We start from the raw sequence: 26,002 nt of genomic DNA, 5'->3' as shown, positions 1-26,002 counted from the left end.
GGGTCATGACAGAATCAATACAGGCCAGTCCATCATGGAATCACCGCCAGAACCGACCCGCACCGCTCGCCTTATGTTCGGCTTCTACAAGTCCGTTCTTTCGCCGATACTGCATGCCTTCGGACCAGCGCAGTGCAAGTACCTCCCAACCTGCTCGGAATACGCCTACGTTGCCTTGGCCCGATTTGGGCCGCTGAAGGGCAGTTGGCTGGCGATTCGTCGGATTGGCCGCTGCCACCCGTTTGCGAAAGGTGGTTTGGACCCCGTACCCTACCCCTGAATTTCCACAGACCATTTATCATAGGAGATGCGCCTGCGTCCGCGCGGCTGCAGTCTCAAGCTCCACAAAGAATAGGAAGTCTCTTGGCAGAGTTCAAAAATCCCACGCAATCCGGCGGGCAAGACAATAAGTCGCTCCTCGTAATGGCGCTCGTCATGGTCGCGGTCTTCTTCGGCCTTCAGTTCTACCGGTCGAAGCACAACCCCCAAACCGCTTCGCCAAATCAGTCCGTCTTGTCCAGCCAGGCCGCCCCCTCGAGCGTCGGTCAGACCGAGTCCTCTACCCCTGCGATGAGCCAGGCCGTCTCATCCGGCGCTGTCTCCACGTCTGCGGCGGTAGTCGCCACCGCTGAGGCTACCACCACCATCGAAAACGAGCTCTACAGCATCCGCTTCACCAATCGCGGAGCACAGGTCCAATCCTGGCAGCTCAAAAAATACAAGGATAATTACGGCAAGCCGCTGGACCTCGTCCACGACCAGGCAGCCCAGAAGTTCGGCTACCCGCTCTCGCTCTACACCTACGATCCGGCGACGACCACTGCACTCACACAGGCTCTGTACGTCCCCTCGGCCACCGGCAATCTACAGGTTCCTGGCTCACTGACCTTCAAGTACGCCGCGAACGGCCTCGAGGTCACGAAGACCTTCTCCTTCGATGAGACCTATCTGGTCCACGCGGACGTACAGGTCACCCGCAATGGCGCTCCCATCCGCGCCCTCATTAGCTGGCCCGGCGGCTTCGGCGACGAAGAAGACGCCCGCTCCTACCAGAGCGCTCAGGTCGATCTCAGCACCAACGGCAAGGTAGAACATCATGCCGTCAAGGGTGTCTCCGGAGGAGCCACCCATAATGGTCCGTTCGATTGGGCCGGTGTCAGCGATCTCTACTTCGCAGCGATCTTCCTTCCCGACCAGCCCGACACCGCGACCCTCGTCAATCTTCACAATGATATTGACGTCGCCAAGGCGAAGCGCAATAACGGTCTCGGCCAGGGAGTACCCGCTAAAGGCGCGATGGTCATGCCGATCCTCGGCACAGCCTTTGGCGACGTCAGCGGCCATACCCAGACCCGCATCTATGCCGGACCCAAGGCGTCCAACGTTCTTAAAGCGATCCACCCCACTGGTTCAACCGCGACTCTCGAGCCGCTGCTGGACTTCGGCTTCTTCGGAGCCATCGGTAAGATTCTTTTCGTTGCCCTCCAGTTCATTCAGTCGCACGTCTCCTCGAACTGGGGCTGGTCAATTGTCATCCTCACCGTTCTGATCAACGCTCTCCTGCTGCCGCTCCGCATTAAGACCATGCACTCCGGCCTGAAGATGCAGCGCATACAGCCCCAGATGGACGCGATTAAGGCCCGGTACAAAAGCCTCAAGGTCACCGATCCGAAGCGTAATGAGATGAACGCCGAGATCATGCAGCTTCAGAAGGATAACGGCGTCAATATGTTCGGCGGCTGCATCCCGACGCTCATCCAAATGCCGCTGCTGTTCGCCTTCCTCTACATGCTGCCCAAAGTCGTTGAGCTTCGCCAGGCGCACTGGCTCTGGCTGCCCGATCTTTCGTCAGCCGACCCGTATCATATCCTCCCTATCGTCATGGTGCTCAGCCAGTTCCTGGTGCAGTTCTACACACCCTCTCCCGGCGTCGACCCGCAGCAGCAGAAGATGATGGCGTTCATGATGCCAGTCTTCTCCGGCTACATCACCTGGAACTACGCCTCTGGCCTCGCCCTCTATTGGGCGGTCGGCAATCTGATCGGCATAGCTACCCAGGCCGTCATGAACCGAACCTCACTTGGCCGCGAGATGCGCGAGATTGCCGCAAAACGCGCTCGTCGCAAGAGCGGCAATACGGGCGGCGGCAAGGTCATCCAAGCTCGTCGCTAAGAGACATTCCGTTCATAAATCACAATGCCCTTCGGATAACCGAAGGGCATTGTGATTTATGAGCTCTCAAAAATGCTAGAGGCCGGCATACCAGTCGTAGCCCAGCTTTGTCCAGTAATCGTCCGGCTTATCGTCGGTGTAAGCGATCAGGCCAATCCGCTTGATCTGTTTGTACCCGTATTTGATCGGCATGTGCAGCCGTAGCGGAGCGCCCTGATAGTGGGACAGCGGCTGTCCCATCATCTCGGTCGCGAGCAGACTCTGCGGATGCTGGCAGACGCGCAGGTCGAAGCCGCAGTAATAGTCCCCGTCAGGGGTTTCCATATAGACGTACTTTGGCAGCTCACCCTTCTCATTGCGCTCTGGTGGGTAGGCTTCGATGAAATCCTTGAGGCGCAGCCCGGCCCATTGCGTAATCTGGCTCCAGCCTTCGATGCACTTGAACTCGGTAATTAACTCGTGGCGCGGTAGCTTGAGCACGTCGTCCATCGTGAGCAGGAGGCCGGGCGTTCCGGGATCAAGGCCTGTATCGCTTTCGCCGGATTCCTCCTGACCTCGGGGCCGCTTGCCACCCTGCGCCTTCTTCATCGCGGCAAGTGCATCCTCAAAGGCCTTGGGCATAGGCGCCTTGGGTGCTTCCTTGTTGCTTGCGCCCACGCCCGGTCCACCCGGCTTGGGCTCGGCGAACTTGTAGTCCCATGCCGTTACGTCGTTCATATATTGCGCGTACTTCTTGGGATTGGCGACGCCCGCGACCTGAAGCCGGTAATTTTCTGGCTCGATTAACGTTTTCAAGCCGAAGTCGCCGTTGGTGCGAAGTGGTATCGCCTGCGACCTGGGATAGGTTGGGGATAAACCTCGATCGTCAAAAACCGCTTTCGCAACATCTGTGTCGAAGTTGATAGCCTTCCGCAACGGTTTCGGAATCCGCTGATCGCCGTTGCTCTGATCGATCCAGCGATAGAGTTCGTACCCGCCCGTAGCCGCGAGTGCGGCAGCAAGAAAGCTGCGCCGCGTCCGCTTCCCGGAAGCTCGCTTGACCTGTTGATCGAGCTCCATCTGCTCCTCTGTAGGATTGCTCACCACGACCTCCGTTCCGCCTCGAGTGAAGGCTCCTCGACGCGCTTTATCTCATACCCAGTGACCATGGATCGAAAGTTGTTCCAACCCGCGAGAATTACCTGTCCAACGTGGACAACGAAAAAGGACGAGAAGCCGAGGGTCAGCAGGAAGTGCTCCCACCGGGCCATCTGGTAGCCACCCAGCAGCGTGGTAAGCAGGTGAAGTTGTGCCGGCTTGTAGATCGAGATCCCGGTGACAAGACTCCCTGCGCCCATCAGGATGACGGAGGTGTAAGCGATCTTCTGCGCGCCGTTGTACTTCTTCTGAAGCGGCAGGCCTTTGCGAATGTGAAGGTCGACCAGCGTCACCTGGATCGCCTCAACGATCGACTTGCGATCGGGCACCATGAACTTCCACTCCTTCGAGATGGCAAGAAACGAGACGTAGAGCACGCCGTTGATCGCGAAGAGCCACATGAAGAAGAAGTGATAGGCGAGGCCGGTCGTCACGCGGTATTGCGCGTTGATCGAGGTCCAGAACCAGTCCGGAAAGAAGCGAAAGAGAGTAAACGAGCCGATGCCGACGCGGTAGATCTGATGTGCGTTGCCGTGGATCGGATCAGAGTCAGTCCAGTAGATGAGCAGACCGCTCCAGATCATCGTGAAGAGAATAGGAAAGTTGATCCAGTGCATCCAGCGAATCGCCAGCGGATGTTTTCGCTCAAGGCGGATCGTTGGCTCAGATGCCTTCGCTACGGGCGGTTCGATCTCTTCAGGCTCTGGCTCCTCGGCTATCGGCCCGATCAGTTCCGGAGCTGGCTCCTCTACGAGGGCAGGTTTTTCCGTCGGTTGTGCGATAGGTTCTAAAGAAGGCAAAGGAACGGACGCTGTCTCTGGAGCGGCCATAGCTTCTTCAGGATCTGGCGTGTCGGGTCTTTCGCGCGGCTCGTCTGGCATCGTCACGCACCTTTGAGTCAAATCCTGCGCTTTGGTTACAGCTTAGGCAATCTTTTTTTGTGGATTAACGCAGAGTGATCCGGACAGCTGTTCCAGCATCGGTGAAGGAGACCTGCCGATTGGTCATAACGGCCTTGGTCGCTCCCGAGAGGGAAATCATCGGCGCATGATCCTCCTGGGCAAGGCATGCTACCGCAAGCAGGCATTTCAACTCTGTCGGCGTACCTGGGGTGCTGTTCCAGCCTTGAACAAGATATTGCTTCACTGCGGTGATATCGCCGGATTGCACCAATACGTCGTTCGAATAATTGATGAACACCCAGGCACCCTCCTGCTTGACATCGTTGCGGTAGACGGTAGCGAGTGGATCACGCAGGTAGATGCGCTGGCGATTCAGAGCGATGAAGACGACCAGTATGAGCGTGAGCAGCAGAAGTAGCTTCTTCATCTATTTCTTCTCCTCGTGGTATTCCTGCTCTGTATTGATGCCCCACAGGGCATCCTTATCGACGTGACCAGCGATGATTCCGTCGACGGCGGTCATCGCAGTCAGCATACTGTGATCCTGATTGTTGTACTTGTGCATCCCATTTCGACCTACGAGAAAAAGGTTTTCGAAACTATCGGTAAAGGCTCGCAGTTCGTCGAAGCGGTCGTAGGTGCCGAAATAGGCAGGGTAGGTCTTGGGCACGCGCACAACGTGTCCGTCGAGCACCTCGGAGACCTTGAGGATGCCGATCTTCTGAAGCTCGGCGGCGGCAAAGGCCTTCAACTCCTTATCCGGCATCGTCCACAGCGGATCACTCTCGTAGCAGAAATACTCGAGCCCGAGCCACACCTTGGTTGGGTCAGCCACCATGTAGGGGCTCCAATTATTAAAGACCTGCAGGCGTCCGAGCAGCACATCGGGCTCCTGAATGTAGATCCACGTATCTTTCAACAGACCGCCATCCGGTTCCGTCACGCTCAACCGGTTTGCGAGGATGCCTACAGTGATGAAGTCCCGATACTGCAGGCCTTCCGCCACCTCACGTACGGGAAGCGGGACGGGCGCATCGATGGCCCGGATGAGGTCCTTCATCGGCATCGTAGAGAAGAAGTAATCCCCGGCGAAGGTCTGGCGCTGGTCGAGATCATTGACGGCGTCGAGTGAAACAACCTGCTTGCCCTCGCAACGGATCGCATCGACCTTGAGCCCCATGTGAATCTCACCACCAAGTCTGACAATCTCCTCGGCGACATGCTCCCAAAGTTGGCCAGGGCCGAACTTGGGGTACATAAACCGCTCAATCAGGCTAGTGTCCGTGCCTTTTTGTGAGAGATCCTGCTTGCGCTTCTTCGCGAACGTCTTTTTGACGAAGTGCTTGACCGCCGTTGTCAGGCTGAGGCCCTTGATTCGCTGTGCTCCCCATTCTGCCGAGATCTGGTCACATGGCGTTCCCCAAACCTTTTCGGTGTAGCTCTTGAAAAAGGTGAGGTAGAGCTGGCGTCCAAAGCGATTGATGAGGAAGTCTTCAAGACTCTTTTCCGGGGCAATCTGGCTAATCCGCGACTTGAGATAGCTGGTGCCGACTCGAAACGTCCGTGCTACTCCAAGATTGCCAAGTGTCTCGGCCGTCAACGTAATGGGGTAGGCGAAGAACTTGCGCAGGTAGTAGATACGGCTCTTCCGCGGGCGAATCAGCATCACCAGGTCGGGATTGGCAGGCTCTGCCGCGACGACCGTCTCGGTGTGCCCGTGCTCACCGGGGTGTGGCTCATCGGCTCCGTCGGTCTCTTCCGTGTCCGTTTCGATTGCCAGGAGCGGGCCCATGCCGCGCAGAACCGGTTCTTCCTCAAGACGTGCCGGAACCGTCACAATGCGACGTTTTCCCTGGTAGCTGATCTCAGCGATCGTCTCGCTGTCATCAACCGGCGGCATCAGGTCGATCCACCATTGCATGACCCGGTCACTCTTCGAGAAGAAGCGGTGGCCGCCGATGTCCATCCGATTTCCCTTGTAGCGGATCGTTCGCGAGATGCCGCCGATCTCCTCGCTTGCTTCAAGGATGATGGGCTGAACGTCGCTGCGCCGTAAAAGTTCGAGCGCTGCGGTCAGTCCTGCAGGACCGGCTCCAATGATGATTGCTTTCTTGCTCAACTCGCCTCGTATCTATATCGATAGAGCACGCGTTGGTGTCCATCCAATCCCCGAGTATACGGGTCCGCCCTAGGACCTTAGACGAAATAACCGGTCCAAAGACTCAGTCCGTTGCTTTCTGGCGGCCGCTCCTCGCGTCGTCGAGATACCCTGCAGGGTGCCAACTTGGAGCCGCCACCTGCGTAGAAGCAAGCGAAAAACCGTCAGCATTGTTCCGCTGACGGTCAGGTCGATGTTGCCGAGCATCATCTAGACGGCAACGGGTTCACGATTCATGACCGCAAAGTCCAGACTGCCATCCGTTGCGGCGGTTACCAGCACGCTGTCGCCGTGGAGCACGCTGCCATCGAGGATCTTGACGGCCAGCTTGTCCTGGACCATCCGCTGGATCGCTCGCTTCAGCGGCCGTGCGCCATAGGCGCGATCGTACCCGGCCTTGAAGATGGCCTTCCGAGCCTCAGGAGTCATCTCGAGCGTGATCTTCCGGTCAGCCAGCAGCTTGGTGAGGTCGGCCAGTCGCAGATCGATGATGTGCTCCAACTGCTCTTCGCCCAGCGGATGGAAGACTACGATATCGTCCACGCGGTTCAGGAACTCCGGCCGGAAGTGCTCACGTAAAGCGATCATCACGCGGCCGGTCGCATCCTTGAAGCCCTCCTCGCCATCAGCCCAGGCGGTCGACAGAATGTTCGCTCCAATGTTCGAGGTCATGATGAGGACCGTATTCTTGAAGTCCACCGTGCGACCCTTGGAGTCTGTGAGGCGACCATCATCAAGCACCTGGAGCAGGACGTTGAAGACATCCTGATGCGCCTTCTCGATCTCGTCGAAGAGGATAACTGCGTAAGGGCGCCGACGTACTGCCTCCGTCAGTTGACCGCCCTCGTCGTATCCAACGTATCCCGGAGGTGCACCGATCAGGCGAGCGACAGCGTGTTTTTCCATGTATTCGCTCATATCGATGCGCACCATGGCAGCCTCATCGTCGAACAGAAACTCAGCCAGCGCACGCGCAGTCTCTGTCTTACCTACGCCGGTCGGGCCAAGGAAGATAAAGCTGCCGATCGGCCGCTTCGGATCAGACAAGCCCGCACGGGAGCGACGAATCGCATTCGCGACAGCCTCAAGTGCTTCGTCCTGTCCAACGACGCGATCGCGCAGACGGTCCTCCATCTGGACCAGCTTCTGCATATCGCCTTCAAGCATCTTCGAGACAGGAATGCCGGTCCATTTTGAGACGACGCGGGCAATGTCCTCCTCGTCGACTTCTTCCTTGAGCATGCGCTGTGAGTCGCCGGAGCCAGAGTCTTGCAGGTCGGTGAGGGTCTTTAGCTCGGCTTCGAGCTTCGGAATCTCCCCGTACTGCAACTCTGCAGCCCGCTGTAGATTGCCCTTACGGGTCTCGTCATCCGCCTGAAAGCGCAAGGTCTCCAGCCGCTCCTTCAGTTCAGCAACGCGGCCAATCGCTCCACGCTCCGTCTGCCAGCGAGCACGTAGGCCGGCAGCCGTCTCCTTGACGCCGGCAAGCTCACGCTCAACGATCTCCATACGTTCACGGGACGCAGGATCCGTCTCACGCTTGAGCGCCTGCCGCTCGATCTCCAGCGACGTAGCGCGGCGCTCCAGGTCATCGATCTCCACCGGGACTGATCCGATCTGTATAGCCAGCGCCGCTGCAGCCTCATCCACGAGATCGATCGCCTTATCCGGCAGAAAACGATCGGAGATGTAGCGATGTGAGAGCGTGGCTGCCGCGACTATTGCTGAATCCTTGATGCGGATCTTGTGATGCGACTCGTATCGCTCCTTCAAGCCACGCAGGATCGCGACCGTATCCTCGACGTTCGGCTCGCCGACGTAGACGATCTGAAAGCGCCGCTCGAGAGCGGCATCCTTCTCGATGTATTTCTTGTACTCATTGAGCGTCGTGGCCCCGATGGCTCGTAGTTCGCCGCGAGCAAGCGCCGGCTTCAGCATGTTGCTGGCGTCCATGGTGCCCTCGGCCGCACCCGCACCAACGAGCGTATGCAGCTCGTCAATGAAAAGGATGACCTCACCGTGCGACTCCTCAATCTCCTTCAGAACTGCTTTCAACCGCTCCTCGAACTCACCGCGAAATTTCGCTCCGGCGATCATCGCGCCAAGGTCGAGTGAGCAGACGCGCCTGTTCCGGAGGATCTCCGGCACATCGCCCAGAAAGATTCTGCGGGCAAGCCCTTCGACGATCGCTGTCTTGCCGACACCCGGCTCACCGATCAGAACTGGATTGTTCTTCGTCCGTCGCGACAACACCTGCACCACGCGGCGGATCTCTTCATCGCGACCGATAACTGGATCGAGCTTGCCGCGTCGTGCCAGCTCTGTCAGGTCCTTCGCATACTTCTCCAATGCCTGAAACTTGCCCTCGGGATTCGGATCGGTCACACGCTGTGATCCGCGAACGGCGCTCAGAGCGCGCAGAATTGCCTCATGCGTTCCGCCAAGCGCGGCCAGTGCTGTCTGCACGGCATCGCCTTTTGCTTCGGCCAGGGCTAGAAGCAGATGCTCGGTCGAACAATAATCGTCCTTGAAGTTCTCCGCCTCTTTAAATCCTCGCTCCACGACCTTTTGCAACACGGCCGACATGCCCGGCTGTCCGCCACCCTGCACCTTCGGCAGCTTGGCAATTGCCGCGTTCACTCCGCTAAGCAACTGCTCTACCGGAACACCAATCTTCTCCAGTACTGGGATGACCACGCCCTCGCGGTCTTCGAGCAGCGCCGCAAGCAGGTGAAGCGGTAAGACCTCCGGGTTACCGTTCTCCGCCGCGTGCGAGCCGGCACCCTGTAGCGCTTCTTGTGCTTTTACTGTCAGCTTTTCCCATTTGATTGCCATCTTCTACTCCTTGAATTCTGTTTCGATCCTGATCTTGTCTTGCTTGGCCCCATGTTGCGCATGCTCTACTAGCGCTAGACCTACCGTGCCAAAGCTCAACCCTACGCCTAAGTCCGACACGCTTGTTGCGGCCATTTTTCTCGCAGCGACCGGTGGCCTGCTTGATGCTGTCGTCTACCTTGATCATGGCCACGTCTTTGCCAATGCGATGACAGGCAATGTCATTCTTCTTGGCATCAGTGCTCTTTCGCGTGACTGGATGCAGGTCACTCGACATCTGGCACCGCTCGTCGCTTTCCTTGCTGGAGTGGCCGCGTCGCGACTTCTCCGTACTCTCCCAGCGAACTACGCGGCGATCTCCGTACTCACCCTGGAGATAGCCGTACTCCTTGCGGCAGGTTCTCTCCCGCGCTCATTTCCGGATCTACTCTTCACTGCAACCATCTCGTTCGTCTCCGCGTTTCAGGTCTCGACCTTTCGCACGGTCGGTCGATTCACCTACAACTCCACCTTCGTCACCGGCAACCTGCGAGACATGTCCGAGAGCTTCGTAACTGGTTTCATCGAGTCCGATCGAGATGATCGACTTAAAACCCTCGCCAAATCTCGCAAACTTGGAACCATCTGCATTTTCTTCCTGCTCGGCGCCATGCTCGGGGCGTGGGGAGCACCTCGGTTTGCCGACCACACACTCTGGTTTGCTGAACCGCTCCTGATCGTGGTGCTGCTCACCGTAGCCTTCGAAACGAAGATCAAATCTGAGTGACATCCTGCTTCAAATCGAGCTTCGCTAGGCTTCTTATCTTTATAATTTGATCAAAACCTGACAATAAAGTTTCATAAAATATGACTATTCCATGCTCATGTTTTTTACGAGGGATCTCAGTCCAGCCCGACGCTTCTCTGGCGGACTACACCGGCGGAAAGAAAGCGGAAGCTCACTACACGAACTGGATAGAAGTTTCAATCCTCCGAAAATCTCCGCATCGTGTCGGATGAATGACAGATTTACTGGATTCGGAGTGATAGAGTCCAACTGCAGGGCGTCGGTGCATGTCTAAACAACTCATAACAAAGCGTTCCGTACTTCTTTTTGGTCAAGATCAACGTCTCGTTCAGACGAGGGCATGGGTGCTCGAACGAGCTGGTTTCAACGTGAACACAATTCTGCATCTCAGTGACTTAGACGAGATTGGTCCATGGAAGCAGATCGACATGTTTGTGCTGTGCGACTCTTTGACGCCAATCGTACGTCGTCAAGCATTGAGTCTGACCGGCTTAAAGTGGCCAAACGCGAAGCGCCTGACGTTGACACCGGCCGGCGCTGCTTTTGAGGTCGATTCAGCCGAAGCCATTTTTCCTGCGATAGAAGGTCCGCGTAAGTTGGTAGCAACGATCCACAACCTGATGACAGACGGCGCTGCACCTTCGCTCTAAGCGAAGCGTCCACCCCATCATCCCTCAGGAGATATACCTATGCATTGCGCCACTGGCTATGAGCTTTACCATCAGTACGAGACTGCTGAGAAGGAAAAGATCGCGAGCAACGGGAGAAGACTTCCGTCGACTGGCACTCCAAACACGTCTGAAAAAGAGTTTTTGGCGGCCAAGCAGCGATATCTTGAAAGCTTCGCCAACTGGCTTAGCCACAAAGCCTTCTGTCATGACTGCAAACCAAAATCCTGATCCGCAATGGACGTCTGCTCTTAGCCCACTCGGCAGATCAGGCATTTGAGGTAGCTTGTCTCTGCCAAAGTCAAAACGGTGGGATGATCGGGCGCTGCTCCACGCGTCTCAAGCAATTGAACCCGGCGTCCTGCATCAGACGCGGCTGCGGTGATGACCTCAGAGAATTCATACAATGACACATGGTGTGAGCAGGAGCAGGTAACGAGTGTTCCGCCTGGACGCAACATCTTCATCGCTCTGAGATTAAGTTCTTTATAGCCGCGGATGGCTCCCTCAGCAGCGCGCTTCGACTTGGCAAATGCGGGTGGGTCGAGCACGACGGTATCGTACTGTTTCCCGCTGCTCTCAAACTCCCGTAAAAGATCAAAGGCATCAGCCTGAATCCAGTCGAGTTTGCCCGTGAGCGGTGGATTCAGTTCACGATTTCGGTCGGCCACTTCAAGGGCTGCTCGGCTTGCATCCACTCCAGTAACGCGAGTGCAGTTTTGCGCCAGGTGCAGGGCGAACCCGCCTTGGTAGGTGCACACGTCGAGGGCTGTACCTTTGGCATACCGTGCTGCGGCAGCGTAGTTCAGCCGCTGATCGAGGAATGCCCCGGTTTTTTGTCCCGTGCCCGCGTCGAAATGGAACTGGATACCGTTGATGGTAAAGATCGTCGCCAGCTTCGCTTCGCCCTTCGCATAGAGGGGCGCCGCCGGGGGAGCGGCTAGTTGCTCCAACTCCCGCACGCGCGCATCGGGCCGTTCGATCACCGTTTCGAGCTGGAGCCGCTCCTTGAGTATCTCGGTCACAAGCGTGCGGACATCGTCCTGCGCTGTGCCCTGCGTGAGCAGTTGCACGATAACGAGGTCGTTGTACTTGTCCGCCACGATGCCGGGCATTCCGTCGGCCTCTGAAAAGATGAGCCGGCAGGCATTCGTCTCAAGAGTCTGCGGGACAAGCTCTTCCCGTAGCGTCAACGCGGCGTTCAGCCGTTCGCGCAGAAGTTGAAGGTATTGCCCACGCGTCAGGGACGGCTGTGGCGAAATGAGTCGGAGAGCGATCTGCGAAGAGGAGCTGTACAAAGCAGTCCCCAGCGGAAATCCTCGTGCGTCCAAGACCGTCAGGAGCGAACCACCCTCAACTGCCTTCTCTTCAAGAGCCGGAATTAGCTCATCGATATCGGACTTGTAGACCCAAAGATGCCCCGCTCGCAGGCGATCTGCTGCACGGCGCTGAATGACGGCTGCCGGGCCGAGAGCCTGCGGTTGTCCGATGCGTAAAGGGCGTTCTGTCACTGTCTTGACCATCGTTCTATGGTCGCACAGGCATTGAGCTTGGCCATCGCAACAGACGTTCGGCTGGGCCTCGTAGAATGGATGGATGGATCCTGTTCAAAGCTTTGACGTTGTGATCCTTGGAGCAGGGGCTGCCGGGCTCATGTGCGCCATCGAAGCAGGTAAACTTGGTCGTCGCGTCGCCCTTATCGATCATGCAGATCGTGCCGGAAAGAAGATTCTGATCTCGGGTGGCGGTCGCTGTAACTTCACCAACCTGCATTCGCTTCCTGAAAACTTCATCTCCGAGAACCCCCACTTCGCCAAGTCTGCCCTTGCACGCTTCACGCCAGAGGACATGATTGCGCTCGTGGAAAAGCATGGCATTCGCTATCACGAGAAGACGCTTGGCCAACTCTTTTGCGACCGTTCAGCGCAGGACGTGGTCACGATGCTGGAACGAGAGTGCACGGCAGCCAGCGTCGTCGCGCTCATGGGCACCTCTGTTGTGTCTGTCGCGAAGGCCGAGCAATTTACGATTGAGACCTCAAAGGGCACTTACCAAGCCGAATCCCTGGTGATTGCAACCGGTGGTCTGTCGATCCCGAAGATGGGGGCGACTGGCTTCGGATATGGCATTGCAAAGCAATTCGGTCTGCGAATTGTGGAGTGCCGGCCAGGCCTGGTGCCGCTGGTCTTTAGCGATGTGGACCGGGACCGATGGTGCGACCTTACTGGTCTTTCGATCGAGGTGATGGCAACGGCAGGTACTGGTAAGCGTGCCTCCACCTTTCGCGAGAAGATGTTGATCACTCATCGCGGGCTAAGCGGACCGGCGATGCTGCAGATCTCCTCGTATTGGAAGCCGGGCGAGGTGCTCCGGCTCGATCTGGCTCCGGACCGTAAGGTGATCACGCCAATGGTCGAACGCAACGCTCGCCGCGACCCCGGAGCCATTCGGCAACTCCTGCACACTACGTTCCCAGGACGCCTCGCCGATCGCTGGCTGGAAGAGTATCCGCCTACCGCCTGGACGAATGTAGCGCTCACCGCGATGGAAGAGCAGATTCATGACTGGCAACTAACTCCAGCAGGAACAGAAGGCTATGAAAAGGCCGAGGTGACAGCGGGGGGAGTCGATACAGCTGAACTCGATGCAAAGACGATGCAAAGCCGCAAGGTACCCGGCCTGTTCTTCATCGGAGAGGTCGTCGATGTGACTGGCTGGCTAGGCGGATATAACTTCCAGTGGGCCTGGGCGTCGGGTGTGAGCGCTGGACAAGCAGTCTGACCCTATTGAATCGTCAGGCTGAGATCGACTGTTCGTACGAGTCCAGCACTCGCAGCAGATACCACGATGGTCGATGTCCCGGATGGACTCGGATTCGACCCACCTGGTGGTGAAGTTGTAGTGGTCGGTGGGATGATCCGCGAAGTTCCACAACTTGTTGTAAGGAACAGGCCACCCATAAAGATGACCGCTATCAAACCGCGAAGGGGTAGCAACTGCCGACGCCTCCCGCCCAACATGCCAAGGCACGGCAGTAGCAGAACAAACCACATCGTCGGTTCTCTCAACGAGAGTGCTGCGTTTGCTACGCCTGTTGCAATCGTGACCGTGACCAGGACAGTTCCGGTTCCGAGTGCAACGGAGCTCGGTACAACCAGGCAGGTCGCATGGACCGGAGCGCCACTACAGGTGAACACTGCTGCTCCAGGAACGCCGCTCACCGAGGTAAGGAGCAGAGGGTACACGGCAGATTGACCGCTAGTGATTGCCGATGTAGTGCTGCCAGGCACAAGCGTGAAGTCCACACCTACACCTGCGAGGCCGAGCGGTGCTGGAGGCGCTGTTGCGTTCGTAGCTACCGTAAGACTGCCAGCTCGTGAAGCGGGTGCTACCGGCGCAAAAGCTACCTGCAGGGTGCATGCGGAGTTGGCTGGAATGGAACTGCCGCAGGTATTGCTGCCGGGCAGGATGACGAAATCGCCGGACACTTGAAAGCCGGTGATGGAAAGTGGAAGGCCGCCGTTGTTGGTCAGGGTGACCATCTGCCCTGCACTTACGATCCCCACGCCGAGGGGGGCAAAGCTGAGCCCGGAGCTTGGCGCCAGCGAAACCCCGAGTGGCGCTACCCCGAAGCCGAATAGCGAAACCGTCTGGCTTCGATACTGGTCCGAGACGGTCATGGTGCCTATCTCGTTTCCGACATTCCTCGGCACATACGAGACGGCGATGGAACACGTAGCGTGAGCATTGAGAGAGTTGCCACAGGCATTGACAGCGGTGAAGTCGCCGCTGGTGATGGTCGCGGCAATCAGCGTGAGAGCCACGTCGCCCGAGTTAGTCAGCGTCACCTGCTGAGCCGGGCTTACCGAATTCAATTGCTGCGAGCCGAAGGTAAGGCTTGCGGGCGTGAGAGCATCAGTCGCGGGTGATGTTCCCGATCCTTGCAGGGATACGGTCTGGGCGCCTGCTGAGTCAGTGAGTGTCAATACTCCCGCTCGTGTACCAGAAGCTGTAGGAGTAAAGGTAACTGCCACGGTACAACCACTGCCTGGGGCCAATGTTGTGCTACAGGTATTGACGGAGATCTTGAAGTCGCCGGTGATGGTCGGCACACTGAGCGTAGCTGACGTTCCTCCCAGGTTCGAGACGGTAATATTCTCCGCCATAGCCGTTGTGGCAACTGGCGTAGCTGGGAAAGTCAATGCGATTGGATTCAGCACGATTGATGCGGGTGGAGTTGCTGAACCACTAAGAGGAGCCGTTGCCTGACCTCCAGCCACATTGCCGAAGACGGTCAATGTGCCAGAGCGATTGCCTGTCACAGTAGGAAGGAAGGTGATTTGGATGGAGCAGCTTGCATTGATCGCAACGGATGCGGCGGTGCACGTGTCCGTCTCATTGAAGTCCCCCGTGAGCGCAACGGACGACACCGTGAGTAGGGAGTTTCCTGTGTTGGTGACAACGATCGTTTGGGCGGTGCTGGCCGTCCCCACTGCCTGTGTAGCGAAGGTGAGAGAAGTGGGGTTGAGGGTCATTGCAGCTTGTGCCGACGCGGCCGTGAGGAGCGGAATCTGCCAGATGCCGCGACCATAGGTTCCTACGCGCAGTTCACCCAGCCGCCCGTCATCAGTCGGCATCGCCGCGGCTGCAGCAAGCTGCATTACAGGTGCATTAGGCAGGCCAACTCCATAGACGCTCCAGCAGTTCGCGCTGGTGCAGGTTGTAACGCTCGATGTCACATAAACACCCGTGTCGAGTGCGATATAGAGAGTGTTGGCATCGTTCGGGTCGACCACCACGCTGTTGGCAGGAGCGTTTGGCAGATTGCTACTAATATTGGCCCAGGTTGCCCCTGCATCGACGGAGCGATAGAGATGCGCCACGCCGAATCCCATGATGGTCGCGTAGATCGTCTTGCCGGTTGCATCATGCGGGTCGGCGGCGAGCGACGAGACACCAAAACCATTAGGATTGAAGTGACCTCCTCCGTTCGAGACGTTTGAGCCAGTCAGATCGGTCCAAGTCGTGCTGCTTCCTGCAGTGCCGCCGAGTTTGGTTGAAAAGAGATGGCCGCCTGCACTTCCGCCCCCGTCCTGCGTGCCGGACATACCCGCGTAGAGAATGGTCGAACCGGCATCTTGCGCTGCTGTTGCACTACTTGCAGGACCAGCCGCAGCGAGGGAGCGGAGTACGGGGTTCGTGCTGTTGCACGCACTGTTCTGCGGACCCCCCAGCAGGGTGCTTATAGCGTTGGCCGAACTCCAGACGGATCCGTTTTCGGCTGGTCCGCGCCAGACCCGGCATGTACCGATCATGATGTCTGAGGGCATCGCAGGATCAAGCAGCCACGGTGGATCGATAAGCGAGGCATCGTTCTCAATCTGCGGCAAGCCGATGGTTGGCGCTCCCGCAAAGCTGGCGGAAGTGCATGCCCCACCGCTGCCGCAGTAACGAACGCTCACACCGGCGGCTGTTGTGATGTACCAGTTCTGTGGATTGACTGGATCGATCGCAACTGTGCTTCCTTCACCGGCGGCGAGTTGGCTCCATGAGGTACTTGTTCTCGCGGCCGAACTTCCCGCACTGCCGTTTGCCCCAACACCTACAAGCAAGGTATCTGCGTCTACGGGCGACTGCGCGAAGCTGACAACCTCAGCAAGCGATCCGAGTCCTCCATTTAAGTTTTGAAAATGGTTGGCGTCGTCTAACGAGCACGGTGCTGCCTGCTCGTTCACACCATCTGTAGATCGCCACAGGCCCCCGTCATTTCCGATATAGACCCAAGGCTGCGCCGCAACCGTTATGACGGCGAGAGCGTGCTGTGCACCGGCAACGCCCGCAGGGGCTGCGCAACCGTTCGTGGCATTCGTAGTGTTACGCAAGGTGCAGCCCTGGCCCAAAGTGCATCGGTAAAGGTCCGCCGTGCCCACGAGGAGAGAAGTGTCCGGATTTGAGGTTCCCACTCCGAGAGGCATAGCAGCAAGAGCCATGGTGTAAGCGGCTTGGGGAACGACTGTGCTTCCGCCTCCTACCTCGAGCGGTGAGGAGATCAAGCGCTGACCAAAGGTCATGGGGTTGCTACATGCAGAGCCCGAGAGGGCACAGATGTCCTGCCACAACCCCTGGTCCTGATTGCTGCTATCTACGGTAAAAGCGAAGGTATCTCCACTCACTGGCTGCACCGCGAGAACGCCGCGAAAGATGGGACAGGTCGGGTTACCGGTCGTTCCCGGGTTCGTCGGGCAAGTAGTAAGCGAAAGCGAGCTAGCGGGTTGCTGAAGAAGCCGTGTCCAGGTAACGCCGTCTGCGGACTGGTAGTAGCCGTGATAACGAATTGCCGCGTAAAAGCTGTGACGCACAGGATTCCAGACAACGGCGGTCGCTGCATTACCACCGGCATTCGCTCCGATGATCTGCGGCGCCTGGACAGTCTGGGCACCATCCATGACAACCGACATCTTCCAACTCGCACCGGCATCAAGCGAGTAGTACAACCCGCGCACACTGTTCGTTACACCGGTGGCGTTCACAAGGTCTCCCTCAACGGAGTCGGAGAGTGCCGCAACGACGAGGCCAGTGGAGGTGCCACTCCACGCAAATCCCGCTACCCCAAGGCCAGTGAAGTAGTGATCCGCAGGTGCCGTACTGACAATGTCGTGGGCGTTCTGGATCAACGTCCACGAAACCCCACTGTCCGCCGATCGAAGCAGTCCACTCCCGTAGAAGGAGTCTGTAGCCGAGTTAGGGTCACCGGTTCCAGCAAGAATCACGCCGTCCGCGATACCGGGCTGAACGCTGATCGCACCGATGCTCAACGAAGGAATCACCGGCGTTCCAGCGTTAGCGCTGAAAACAGAGATTGTATCCGTGAGCGGCGCAAACGTCACAGCACTGCTCGCACCTGCTGCATTCGTTGACTTCCACACGCCACCACCGGACGTGCCGAGATACACCGTATTGCCGGTGAGATCCGCTGGATCAATGGCGATCGCCGTCACACGACCCGTTACCTGACCATAGGAAGCGCTCGTAATCTGGTTGGGACCAACTGCCTGCCAGCTTGCATTGAGTGAGTTACCGACGGTGTTAGCCCGCTCTGCCTGCATTGCAACATGCTGCTGTCGCGCGAAGGCGATGGGGGAGGCGCCTGATGTCGCGGCACCTTGAACACGGCCCTCAAAAAAACGTCGAGCGCGCATCGCTTGAGCACCCGCAATGGGGATCTCGGCGTGATTCAGGAGCTGCGCTGATGCTCCACTCGTTAGAGCAACGAGGAAGCATAGTCCCGCCAGTGTGCTCAGCCTTCGACAGCCGGTGGGAATGTACTCCAATTGCAAACGACGAATACTTCGAGAATAGGGAATCAAGCGCATGGCAATCGCAGCAGTGCGAGCATCTGAACTCGATGCTGCAAGCTGACAACGTAGGAGTCAACGCTGGACCGCATGGAGTCTGGCCTCAAGTGCCAGAAAGGGATAAGAGAGCTCTAACTACAGCAACTGTGGTTCTACAGGCCACGTGCACAAAGCTTCTAGCAGCGAACGATCTTCGCCGAGTCGATTCCCTTGGTCGCGTTTCTAGAATCTATCACTAGCCGAGCGTTCGCCACGATTTGTCCGTAATCATAGCTGGAATGATCCGTCACAATGACAACGCCGTGAAAGGACGCAAGATCATCCAAGGGCGCAGACTTCATCCGCAGGTCATACTTTCTCCCTTGTCCCACGGTTGCGAAGAATGGATCGTTGTAGCTAACCTCCGCGCCACCCTGCTGTAGCAGCTCGATGATACTGAGTGCAGGCGACTCACGGAGATCATCGACATCGCGCTTATAGGCGACACCGAGCACAAGGATTCTTGCTCCCGACAGGAGGATGCCATTGCGCTTGAGCGCACGCGTGGTCGACTCGACGACATAGGCCGGCATGGCTTCGTTGACTTCACCAGCGAGTTCTATAAAGCGAGTAGGGAAGCCAAACTGCTTTGCCTTCCAACTCAGATAAAAAGGGTCGACCGGAATGCAGTGACCACCTACACCTGGCCCTGGATAGAAGGCCTGGAAGCCAAAAGGTTTCGTAGCGGCGGCGGCAACGATCTCCCAGATATCGAGTCCCATGTGGATACACAGCTGCTTCAACTCATTGATGAGCGCGATATTGACGCATCGATATATGTTTTCCAGCAACTTCGTCATTTCGGCAGCCGCTGGGCTCGACATCAACACCGTTCGATGGAACACCGAGCCGTAGAGAGCGGAGGCCGCGGCGCCCGCCCGTGAATCCACGCCACCAATCACCTTAGGGATGTCGCGGCGCGGTGTTGTGACGTTGCCAGGGTCTTCCCGTTCTGGTGAAAACGCAACCATGACGCCGCAAAGCATAGGTTCGCTCGCGTCGGAGCTTACGGACTTACGGAGCACGCTGACGCCACGTGGCTGACCGTGTCGATTGATGGTCTCAACTACAATCTCTTCCGTGGTGCCGGGATAAGTCGTACTCTCCAGCACGACGAGCTGACCTTCTCGAAGGTACGGCGCAAGAGCTTCCACAGTCGAGACGACGTAGCTCATATCCGGCGTGTGATCCTCGTGGAGCGGAGTCGGGACACAGATGAGCACAGCATCAACGTTGCCTATCTCTGCGAAATCCGTTGTAGCGTGAAAACCACTGGTCTGGGCCGCTCGGATATGGTCAGGCTCAATGCGATGAATGTAGCTTTGACCGCTATTGAGCGTCTCGACCTTGGATGGATCAATGTCGAATCCGGTGACCCGGAATCGTTCGTCACTGAAGAGCAGCGTAAGTGGAAGACCCACGTAGCCGAGACCAACTATTCCTACTCGGACACTTCGATCCTGAACACGTTCTATCCACGCCTGGAGGCGTAAGGTCTCGGTCTGAGAGGTGCTCATCGTTTATGTCGCTCCGTCCTGCTTATGGAAAGACGCCGAAAACTCTGCTTGGTACCATTCAACGGTGCGTCTGAGACCTTCTTCAAAGCCGATGTGCGGGACGTAGTTCATTGCCTTATGGGCCGCAGAGATGTCCGCCAGCGAATCGCGAACGTCGCCTGCTCGATCGGGCCCGTATTGCGGTGGGTGAGGGTAGCCAAGGAGTCTCGCCAGTATCTCGTATGTTTCATTCAAGGTGTGCCGCTCACCACAGGCGACGTTAAAGACCCGACCTGCCACCTTCTCCGCCGATGCAGCACAAGCTCTAAGATTTGCCTGAACCGCATTTTCAACATAGGTGAAGTCCCGGCCCTGCTCACCGTCCCCGTTGATTACAGGCTGCTCACCCCGCATCATTTGCAGGATGAAACGCGCCATCACACCGGAATAGGGTGAATCGGCAACCTGCCGTGGACCAAAGATATTGAAGTAACGAAGGCAGACAGTCTCAAGTCCGTAAACCTGCCAGTACGACTGCATATACAACTCGCCCGCTAACTTCTGCACTGGGTACGGGGCAATGGGCTGCGGCTTCATACTTTCGACGCGCGGAAACCCAGGCTGGTTTCCGTATGCAGACGACGATGCCGCATAAACGATCCGCTTGACTCCAGCAGCGCGCGCTCCTTCTAAGAGGTTGAAAGTACCATCGATATTGGTCTCATGGCTTGGCCGTGGCTCCGAAACCGAGCGCGGCACGCTTGGTAGCGCACCCTGATGCAGGATGAAATCCACACCTACGCATGCATTGAGCACGCCTATAGAATCGCGCAGGTCCACCTCGCGAAGATCGAGCTGCTTTTCTAGATTTGCTAAATTCTCTCTGCGCCCTGTCGAAAAATTATCTAAAGCTCGAACATCATCGCCACGTTGGATGAGGGTATGTACGAGGTGCGATCCAATGAAGCCAGCAGCGCCGGTAATGAGATAAAGAGCCAAGAAGTTAGGATAGCAGCGTCAGGCTTTGAGTTGAAGGTCGACGGCAGCTGTCTCGCCTGGGAGTGCGTACATCTTCTGGATGTAAGCCTTGGAGTTGAATTTTCTTCCCGTAGAGGCACCTGACATATAACGGATCTTCCCAAACACGGGACGCGAGCTCCACGCACGATCAAACTTACCGACAATTGCCCACGCAATGCCAGCATAGCCATTAGGGTCTCGCCCATCGAGAAAATACTTGTCATTTAGATAGATCGCGTACTTCATCGCAGTTGCCGCATCGGGAGTCCACTCGAGGATTTTCTTGCCCCAGTACATACGAAGATAGTTGTGCATCCATCCGTGTCGCACCATCTGCACTTGGGCTGCATTCCAAAGATCATCGTAGGTTTGTGCACCTTCGAGCTGCTCCAATGTGTAGAGGATATCCCGCTCATCTCGCTCGTGCTCCGCGATCGTCCTCTTCGCCCAGGTCTCGGCACAATCTGCTGAGTCATAGTTGGGCTGATAGCGGACGAAATTGATGGCGAGCTCACGCCATGCAATGAGTTCATTGAAATAGCTGTCACGAGCCGACTTAAGCGTCGGATTACTCTTTACCGCTGCGTCAACCGCAAGAGCAATCGTCTGCGGACCAACGTGACCATAATGCAGGTAGGGTGACATCGACGAGGTTCCGTCTTTTTCCGGGTGATTCCGTTGAACTTCGTAGTCAGCCAATAGCTTTCCGGTGAAATGCCTTAAATGATTCAAGCCGGCCCGAGTTCCGCCCTTCCATGCTTCTACCGGAGGGACTGAACGGTCAAAGTCTTTCCAGTTCTTTGTCATATCCTCATGGACCGAGTCTGACCTGAAGCTGTGAGGCCGCTTCCATGCATGCTTCGCATGCGGGTTCTCATAGGGCACAAGGAACTCTGGCAGCAGGCGGTACAGGCGGGGTCGGATCGTATACGCACCATACTGTGCCTTCTCCATCAGCTTGGACGGTACGATCACATCCGTATCTACAGTCCAGAAAGGAATCTTGATCTTTGAAGCGAGCTGTTGACGCCACCGCTCCGGCTCACGCATCGGGTTCTCATCACCGATCAGGAAAGCCGCGCCAACATCAGCCAGCAGTTTTTCGTGTGATTCCCCAGGGGCCTTACGCATCACGAACGTAATATTCCGTTTGGCGAGATCCTCTTCTATATCCGGAAGCCCTTGATTGAGGAACACGTAATGTCGGAGGTTCGCATGGGGAAAGTTCGAGATGCCGGCAAAGTAGACGACGAGTGGAAGCTCAAGTTCATTCGCGACTTCCACGGCGATGTTGACCCCATGATTATCGATCCCACGCTGCGCACGCTGCATCCAGTACACGACACATTTACCTTCCGGACTCAACCGGCCCTCTCGTCGGACGGTGACCCGAGGGTTTGACATCAGGCTCTTGATCCCGTGCGGCAGTTCCTCACTCAACGCAATGCTCATACCTCTTCGATGCTGCACGTCAGAATCAAAGTGGGGAAAACGAAAAACCTTTGGTATGACGGCAAACTTGCCGGGCTGGATTGAGGTTCAAACGTGAAAGAGACGGCCCGTGGGCCGCCTCTTTTGCTACACAAATTGCCTTACCAGAGACCCCATGCGCGGCTCATGTAGTCACTCAAAGTCATTGTGATGAGGACCAGGAATGTGAAGAAGCCTGCTCCGACAGTCATCTTGATCAACCGCGACTGATACTTCACGTGCATAAAGAACAGGATGACGACCACAGCCTTGAAGCTGGCAATTCCAAGTGCGATGATCGGATTTAAGACGCCAAGATCGATATAAGCGGCACCAACTGTTATGCCGGTGAAAATCAGCAGTGTTCCAAATACCACCGCGTAGTTCAGAGGCGTCAGGATGTGATGTTCGCTGTGTTCCGGGTTTGTTACATTTGTTGCATCGTGCGCGTCAGACATGGTCTGCTCCTTGAAGTTATCTCTCCGGGTAAAGCAAACTAACTACACCGGGTGACGGTTGATCAGATAAAGCAGAGGAAACAAGAAGAGCCAGACGATATCCACAAAGTGCCAGTAAAGCCCGAAGTTTTCTATCGGTGCCACATACCCGCTCGTGAACTCCCCGAAGTGAGCCCTCCACGTCAGCCAGAACAGGATGCCAATTCCGATAATCATGTGGAGCGCATGCATCCCAGTCATCGCAAAATAGAGGAAGAAGAACACCTGTGTTCTTTGCGCCATGTCAGGAGCAAGAGGCGTTTCCTTCAGGCCGAAAGCATGAGGGTTAACAAATTCAGAGACATCGAAATGTGCTCCAGGAATGTGGTGCTTTTCCCACTTTTCGTGGTACTCGTCCGCCTTCACGCCAAGGAAGATCGCTCCCAGAATAGTCGTGATGACAAGAAACAGAACAAGCAGACCCTTCTTCTTGACTTCAGCCGCCCACACTCCAAGCGCCATGAAAAACCCGGAACCAATCAACACCACGGTGTTGAAAGCGCCCAGCGGAATACTCAGCTGGTTCGAGGCAGCAACGAAGGCGTCGTAGTACCAGTTACGGTAAAGCAGGTAGGCAAAGAACATGCCTCCGAAGAACATTATTTCTGTAAGGAGGAACAGCCACATGCCGAAGCTTGCAGCCTCGCGCTGTTGCTCCTCTGTCTCGAAATGATGGCGGTGCTGAGGAAGGGCCTGATGATGGTGCTCCGCCGCGACAGCCGTCTCATGCGTGTGAGGATGTGTGATTACGTTATCCAACGGTAGTCACCTCGTGCTGCGTCTTGTGGGCTAGCCATTCGTAGTCGTATGCTTCGTGATCGACGATGGGAACCTCGATGAAGTTCTCGGTCAGCGGAGGCGACTGAATCTGCCACTCAAGACCGGTGGCCTGCCAGGGATTGTTACCGGCTATCGCTCCATATTTGAGAGACCATGCGAGGTAAAGCATTGGAAGGAGGTACCCGACGCCGAGAACAGTAGCTCCGGCCGTCGACAGGACATTCAGCACCTGAAACTCTGGCGGATAGGCATGATAGCGGCGAGGCATTCCGAGATACCCAAGGATAAATTGCGGTAGGAATGTAAGGTTGAACCCGATGAAGGTCACGACCGCCGCTAGTTTCGACAGCGATTCGGGATACATGCGGCCCGTCATCTTCGGCCACCAGAAGTGAATGCCTGAAAGAAATGCCATCAACATACCGCCCACCATAACGAAGTGGAAGTGCGCCACGATGAAGTATGTTTCCGTGAGATGGATATCCATGCCGAGAGATCCTAAAAATACGCCGGTGAGTCCACCGATCGTAAACAGGCCTAGGAAACCGAACGCGTAGAGCATCGGCGTCTCAAATGTAATGGAGCCCTGCTGAAGGGTGAATGCCCAGTTGAAGATCTTGATCGCTGAAGGTACGGCGACAAGCATCGTCAGGAGGGAAAAGACCAGGGCTGAGTAGTTGGAGACTCCCATGATGAACATGTGATGTTCCCAAACAAAGAAGCCGAAGAGCGCGATTGCAACTGAAGAAAACGCGACTGCTGTGTATCCGAAGACACGCTTTCGGCTGAAGGTGCTGATTACCTCAGAAATGACTCCCATACCCGGCAGAATCATGATGTACACAGCCGGATGCGAGTAAAACCAGAAGAGATGTTGGAAGAGAAGTGGATCGCCACCTTTTGTAGGATCGAAGACGCCGATACCAAAGGTACGCTCAAGGGCAACCAGAACAATCGCGATCGCAAGAACAGGAGTTCCCAGAACCATCAAAAGCGAGGCGGCATAGTTAGACCATACGAAGAGCGGCATCCTGAACCAGGTCATACCTGGTGCCCGCATCCGGTGAATGGTCACAATGAAGTTCAGGCCGGTAAAGATCGAGCTAAACCCTGCAATAAATATCGCCGTCGCTGCGGTAATCACATGCGTATTGAGATAGTGCGTCGAGAGGGGCGTGGTAAATGTCCATCCGGTATCTACACCACCCAGCACGAGCGCTGCGAGCGTAAACGTGCCGCCAGCCATATAGAGGTACCAGCTGAGTAGATTGATCTTCGGAAAGGCAAGGTCCTTGGCGCCAAGCATGATCGGAATCAGGAAGTTCCCCAATGTCGCCGGCACGGAAGGCACCAGAAAGAGGAAGATCATGATAATTCCATGCATGGTAAAGAACTTGTTGTACGTATCCGACGCAACAAGATCAGGCTGCGGCGTCAGCAACTCAAGGCGGATCAAGCCGGCGAACGCTCCTCCGATAAAGAAGAAGAAGGTGATCGAGATCAGGTACAGCATGGCGATGCGTTTATGGTCACCCGTAAACAGCCAGCTCAATAATCCGTGCTCAGCATTGATGTAATTCTTCTTGGGCAGAGTTGCAGTGCTCTGGTCAGGAAGGTTCAAAATCGTCGATGACGTAGCGCTCATGGTTTCACCATTTCCGGCGTGATCGGTGCCGTCTGATCAGACTGCGACGTGGTCAGCGTCTGCTGCACACGATAGTTGGTTTGTAGATTCTTCACGTACTCGACTAGGTCGATAAGGCCGTCTTCACTGATCTGCCCCTGGTAGGTGGGCATGATTGGTGAATATCCCGCGGTAACGTGCTGGGACGGATTGAGAATGGCATCTCTCAGATAAGCGTCATTCACGAGAACCTGGGAGCCGTTCGCAAGTTGCAGCTTCGATCCGTATACGCCTGCGAGGTTAGGACCGCGTGCTGCAGCATTGCCGGAATGACATGCGTTGCAACCCATGCTTGCGAAAAGGCGTTCGCCGTTTTGAGCGAGCGACATACCGCTAGTCGACTGCTGAGTCCACTTTTGATAATCCTCGGGCGTAAGGACGGTCACCTCGCCAATCATTGCGGAGTGCTTCGTTCCACAATATTGGGTGCAGAAGATGTGGTACGTTCCAACTGCCGTCGCCTCGAACCATACTGTCGTGTAGCGGCCCGGAATCACTTCGCGCTTGACGCGGAAGTCTGGGATCGAGAAGCTATGGAAAACATCCTGCGAGATCATCGTCAGCTGCACGGGACGACCCATTGGAACGTGCAGCGCATTAATCTCATGTTGGCCACCCGGATGCTCTGCCTTCCACATCCACTGCTTGCCGACCACATAGATATTCATCGCATTTGTTGGGGGATTGTAGATGCGGAAGTACAGCAACGCTCCCCATACGAAGCAAACAAGGAAAATTGCCAACGGGATAATCGTCCACGTCGCTTCAAGAAGCGTAGAGCCTTCGATCTGGGTCGCGACGGGATGTTTTTCCTTCCGGTACATGACCGAGAACACGAGGAGCAGCGCGCCGACAAGCAGAAGGCCGAGGATCGTGATCAGGATCAGGAAGAAATAGAGCTCATCCGCATAAGGAGCAATGGTCGACGCTTCGCGCGGAAACAGCGCGGATGCGTTAAGCCACTTCACCAGAAATTGCCACAGTACTGGACTGATATGCATC

The 26,002-nt window shown here is 56.4% G+C and carries 19 protein-coding genes; 5 read left to right on the top strand and 14 right to left on the bottom strand.

Annotation, left to right across the window (positions count from 1 at the left end; genetic code table 11):
* Nucleotides 1–34 precede the first annotated feature (34 nt).
* Together yidD and yidC are read left to right on the top strand one after the other, a co-directional pair.
* Complete coding sequence (gene yidD / locus OHL20_RS08925) at nucleotides 35–280, top strand: membrane protein insertion efficiency factor YidD (protein ID WP_263382844.1); 246 nt, start codon at nucleotides 35–37, stop codon at nucleotides 278–280.
* A gap of 83 nt (nucleotides 281–363) precedes the next feature.
* Nucleotides 364–2,172: a membrane protein insertase YidC gene (gene yidC, locus OHL20_RS08920; RefSeq protein ID WP_263382843.1), complete on the top strand. Its 1,809-nt coding sequence runs from the start codon at nucleotides 364–366 to the stop codon at nucleotides 2,170–2,172.
* 75 nt (nucleotides 2,173–2,247) lie between these two features.
* Here yidC and OHL20_RS08915 read toward each other — a convergent pair whose 3' ends face one another.
* The 5 genes from OHL20_RS08915 to clpB form a co-directional block, all read right to left on the bottom strand.
* Nucleotides 2,248–3,255, bottom strand: a complete 1,008-nt coding sequence (locus OHL20_RS08915; protein WP_263382842.1) for a molybdopterin-dependent oxidoreductase — start codon at nucleotides 3,253–3,255, stop codon at nucleotides 2,248–2,250.
* Nucleotides 3,252–4,190: a cytochrome b/b6 domain-containing protein gene (locus OHL20_RS08910; protein WP_263382841.1), complete on the bottom strand. Its 939-nt coding sequence runs from the start codon at nucleotides 4,188–4,190 to the stop codon at nucleotides 3,252–3,254. Before OHL20_RS08910 ends, OHL20_RS08915 begins: the two co-directional genes overlap by 4 nt.
* A gap of 64 nt (nucleotides 4,191–4,254) precedes the next feature.
* A complete protein-coding gene (locus OHL20_RS08905) occupies nucleotides 4,255–4,638 on the bottom strand; it encodes a hypothetical protein (protein WP_263382840.1) in 384 nt (127 codons plus the stop codon).
* Entirely contained in the window at nucleotides 4,639–6,330 is a 1,692-nt protein-coding gene (locus tag OHL20_RS08900) for an NAD(P)/FAD-dependent oxidoreductase (RefSeq protein WP_263382839.1), read from the bottom strand.
* A gap of 249 nt (nucleotides 6,331–6,579) precedes the next feature.
* Nucleotides 6,580–9,204 carry an ATP-dependent chaperone ClpB gene (clpB, locus tag OHL20_RS08895; RefSeq protein ID WP_263382838.1) on the bottom strand — a complete coding sequence of 875 codons (2,625 nt, stop codon included), beginning with the start codon at nucleotides 9,202–9,204 and terminating at the stop codon, nucleotides 6,580–6,582.
* A gap of 85 nt (nucleotides 9,205–9,289) precedes the next feature.
* Between clpB and OHL20_RS08890 the strand changes: the two genes are divergently transcribed.
* Together OHL20_RS08890 and OHL20_RS08885 are read left to right on the top strand one after the other, a co-directional pair.
* On the top strand, nucleotides 9,290–9,970 hold the full coding sequence (locus tag OHL20_RS08890; protein WP_263382837.1) for a YoaK family protein: 681 nt from the start codon (nucleotides 9,290–9,292) through the stop codon (nucleotides 9,968–9,970).
* Between the two features lie 287 nt (nucleotides 9,971–10,257).
* Nucleotides 10,258–10,641 carry a hypothetical protein gene (locus tag OHL20_RS08885; RefSeq protein ID WP_263382836.1) on the top strand — a complete coding sequence of 128 codons (384 nt, stop codon included), beginning with the start codon at nucleotides 10,258–10,260 and terminating at the stop codon, nucleotides 10,639–10,641.
* Between the two features lie 269 nt (nucleotides 10,642–10,910).
* On the opposite strand, the gene OHL20_RS08880 is transcribed toward OHL20_RS08885, so the two are convergent.
* Nucleotides 10,911–12,170 carry a class I SAM-dependent rRNA methyltransferase gene (locus OHL20_RS08880; protein WP_263382835.1) on the bottom strand — a complete coding sequence of 420 codons (1,260 nt, stop codon included), beginning with the start codon at nucleotides 12,168–12,170 and terminating at the stop codon, nucleotides 10,911–10,913.
* Between the two features lie 85 nt (nucleotides 12,171–12,255).
* Between OHL20_RS08880 and OHL20_RS08875 the strand changes: the two genes are divergently transcribed.
* Nucleotides 12,256–13,440, top strand: a complete 1,185-nt coding sequence (locus OHL20_RS08875; RefSeq protein WP_263382834.1) for a BaiN/RdsA family NAD(P)/FAD-dependent oxidoreductase — start codon at nucleotides 12,256–12,258, stop codon at nucleotides 13,438–13,440.
* A gap of 2 nt (nucleotides 13,441–13,442) precedes the next feature.
* On the opposite strand, the gene OHL20_RS08870 is transcribed toward OHL20_RS08875, so the two are convergent.
* The 8 genes from OHL20_RS08870 to coxB all read right to left on the bottom strand — a co-directional run bounded on the left by OHL20_RS08870 (nucleotide 13,443) and on the right by coxB (nucleotide 26,001).
* Nucleotides 13,443–17,996, bottom strand: a complete 4,554-nt coding sequence (locus tag OHL20_RS08870) for a choice-of-anchor D domain-containing protein (RefSeq protein WP_263382833.1) — start codon at nucleotides 17,994–17,996, stop codon at nucleotides 13,443–13,445.
* 194 nt (nucleotides 17,997–18,190) lie between these two features.
* A complete protein-coding gene (locus OHL20_RS08865; protein WP_263382832.1) occupies nucleotides 18,191–19,570 on the bottom strand; it encodes a nucleotide sugar dehydrogenase in 1,380 nt (459 codons plus the stop codon).
* A 3-nt stretch (nucleotides 19,571–19,573) separates the two neighbouring features.
* Entirely contained in the window at nucleotides 19,574–20,548 is a 975-nt protein-coding gene (locus OHL20_RS08860) for an SDR family oxidoreductase (protein ID WP_263382831.1), read from the bottom strand.
* An 18-nt stretch (nucleotides 20,549–20,566) separates the two neighbouring features.
* Nucleotides 20,567–22,021, bottom strand: a complete 1,455-nt coding sequence (locus OHL20_RS08855) for a deoxyribodipyrimidine photo-lyase (protein WP_263382830.1) — start codon at nucleotides 22,019–22,021, stop codon at nucleotides 20,567–20,569.
* A gap of 140 nt (nucleotides 22,022–22,161) precedes the next feature.
* On the bottom strand, nucleotides 22,162–22,497 hold the full coding sequence (locus OHL20_RS08850) for a cytochrome C oxidase subunit IV family protein (RefSeq protein WP_263382829.1): 336 nt from the start codon (nucleotides 22,495–22,497) through the stop codon (nucleotides 22,162–22,164).
* A 42-nt stretch (nucleotides 22,498–22,539) separates the two neighbouring features.
* Nucleotides 22,540–23,295: a cytochrome c oxidase subunit 3 family protein gene (locus OHL20_RS08845; RefSeq protein WP_263382828.1), complete on the bottom strand. Its 756-nt coding sequence runs from the start codon at nucleotides 23,293–23,295 to the stop codon at nucleotides 22,540–22,542.
* Nucleotides 23,288–24,961 carry a cytochrome c oxidase subunit I gene (locus tag OHL20_RS08840; protein ID WP_263382827.1) on the bottom strand — a complete coding sequence of 558 codons (1,674 nt, stop codon included), beginning with the start codon at nucleotides 24,959–24,961 and terminating at the stop codon, nucleotides 23,288–23,290. Before OHL20_RS08840 ends, OHL20_RS08845 begins: the two co-directional genes overlap by 8 nt.
* Nucleotides 24,958–26,001, bottom strand: coding sequence for a cytochrome c oxidase subunit II (gene coxB, locus OHL20_RS08835; RefSeq protein ID WP_263382826.1), 1,044 nt, complete (start codon nucleotides 25,999–26,001; stop codon nucleotides 24,958–24,960). Before coxB ends, OHL20_RS08840 begins: the two co-directional genes overlap by 4 nt.
* Nucleotide 26,002 lies beyond the last annotated feature (1 nt).

It is taken from the genome of Granulicella arctica (assembly GCF_025685605.1).
GTDB classification, from domain to species: domain Bacteria; phylum Acidobacteriota; class Terriglobia; order Terriglobales; family Acidobacteriaceae; genus Edaphobacter; species Edaphobacter arcticus.
Note: the sequence above shows the minus strand (reverse complement) of the source record. Positions and strands in the feature narration are given on the sequence as shown.

Excerpts from the sequence above, each read along its gene's own strand:
- yidD (WP_263382844.1), top strand. The coding sequence starts at position 35 with ATGGAATCACCGCCAGAACCGACCCGCACCGCTCGCCTTATGTTCGGC.
- OHL20_RS08910 (WP_263382841.1), bottom strand. The coding sequence starts at position 4,190 with ATGCCAGACGAGCCGCGCGAAAGACCCGACACGCCAGATCCTGAAGAA.
- OHL20_RS08905 (WP_263382840.1), bottom strand. The coding sequence starts at position 4,638 with ATGAAGAAGCTACTTCTGCTGCTCACGCTCATACTGGTCGTCTTCATC.
- clpB (WP_263382838.1), bottom strand. The coding sequence starts at position 9,204 with ATGGCAATCAAATGGGAAAAGCTGACAGTAAAAGCACAAGAAGCGCTA.
- OHL20_RS08885 (WP_263382836.1), top strand. The coding sequence starts at position 10,258 with ATGTCTAAACAACTCATAACAAAGCGTTCCGTACTTCTTTTTGGTCAA.
- OHL20_RS08875 (WP_263382834.1), top strand. The coding sequence starts at position 12,256 with ATGGATCCTGTTCAAAGCTTTGACGTTGTGATCCTTGGAGCAGGGGCT.
- OHL20_RS08865 (WP_263382832.1), bottom strand. The coding sequence starts at position 19,570 with ATGAGCACCTCTCAGACCGAGACCTTACGCCTCCAGGCGTGGATAGAA.
- OHL20_RS08855 (WP_263382830.1), bottom strand. The coding sequence starts at position 22,021 with ATGAGCATTGCGTTGAGTGAGGAACTGCCGCACGGGATCAAGAGCCTG.
- OHL20_RS08850 (WP_263382829.1), bottom strand. The coding sequence starts at position 22,497 with ATGTCTGACGCGCACGATGCAACAAATGTAACAAACCCGGAACACAGC.
- OHL20_RS08840 (WP_263382827.1), bottom strand. The coding sequence starts at position 24,961 with ATGAGCGCTACGTCATCGACGATTTTGAACCTTCCTGACCAGAGCACT.
- coxB (WP_263382826.1), bottom strand. The coding sequence starts at position 26,001 with ATGCATATCAGTCCAGTACTGTGGCAATTTCTGGTGAAGTGGCTTAAC.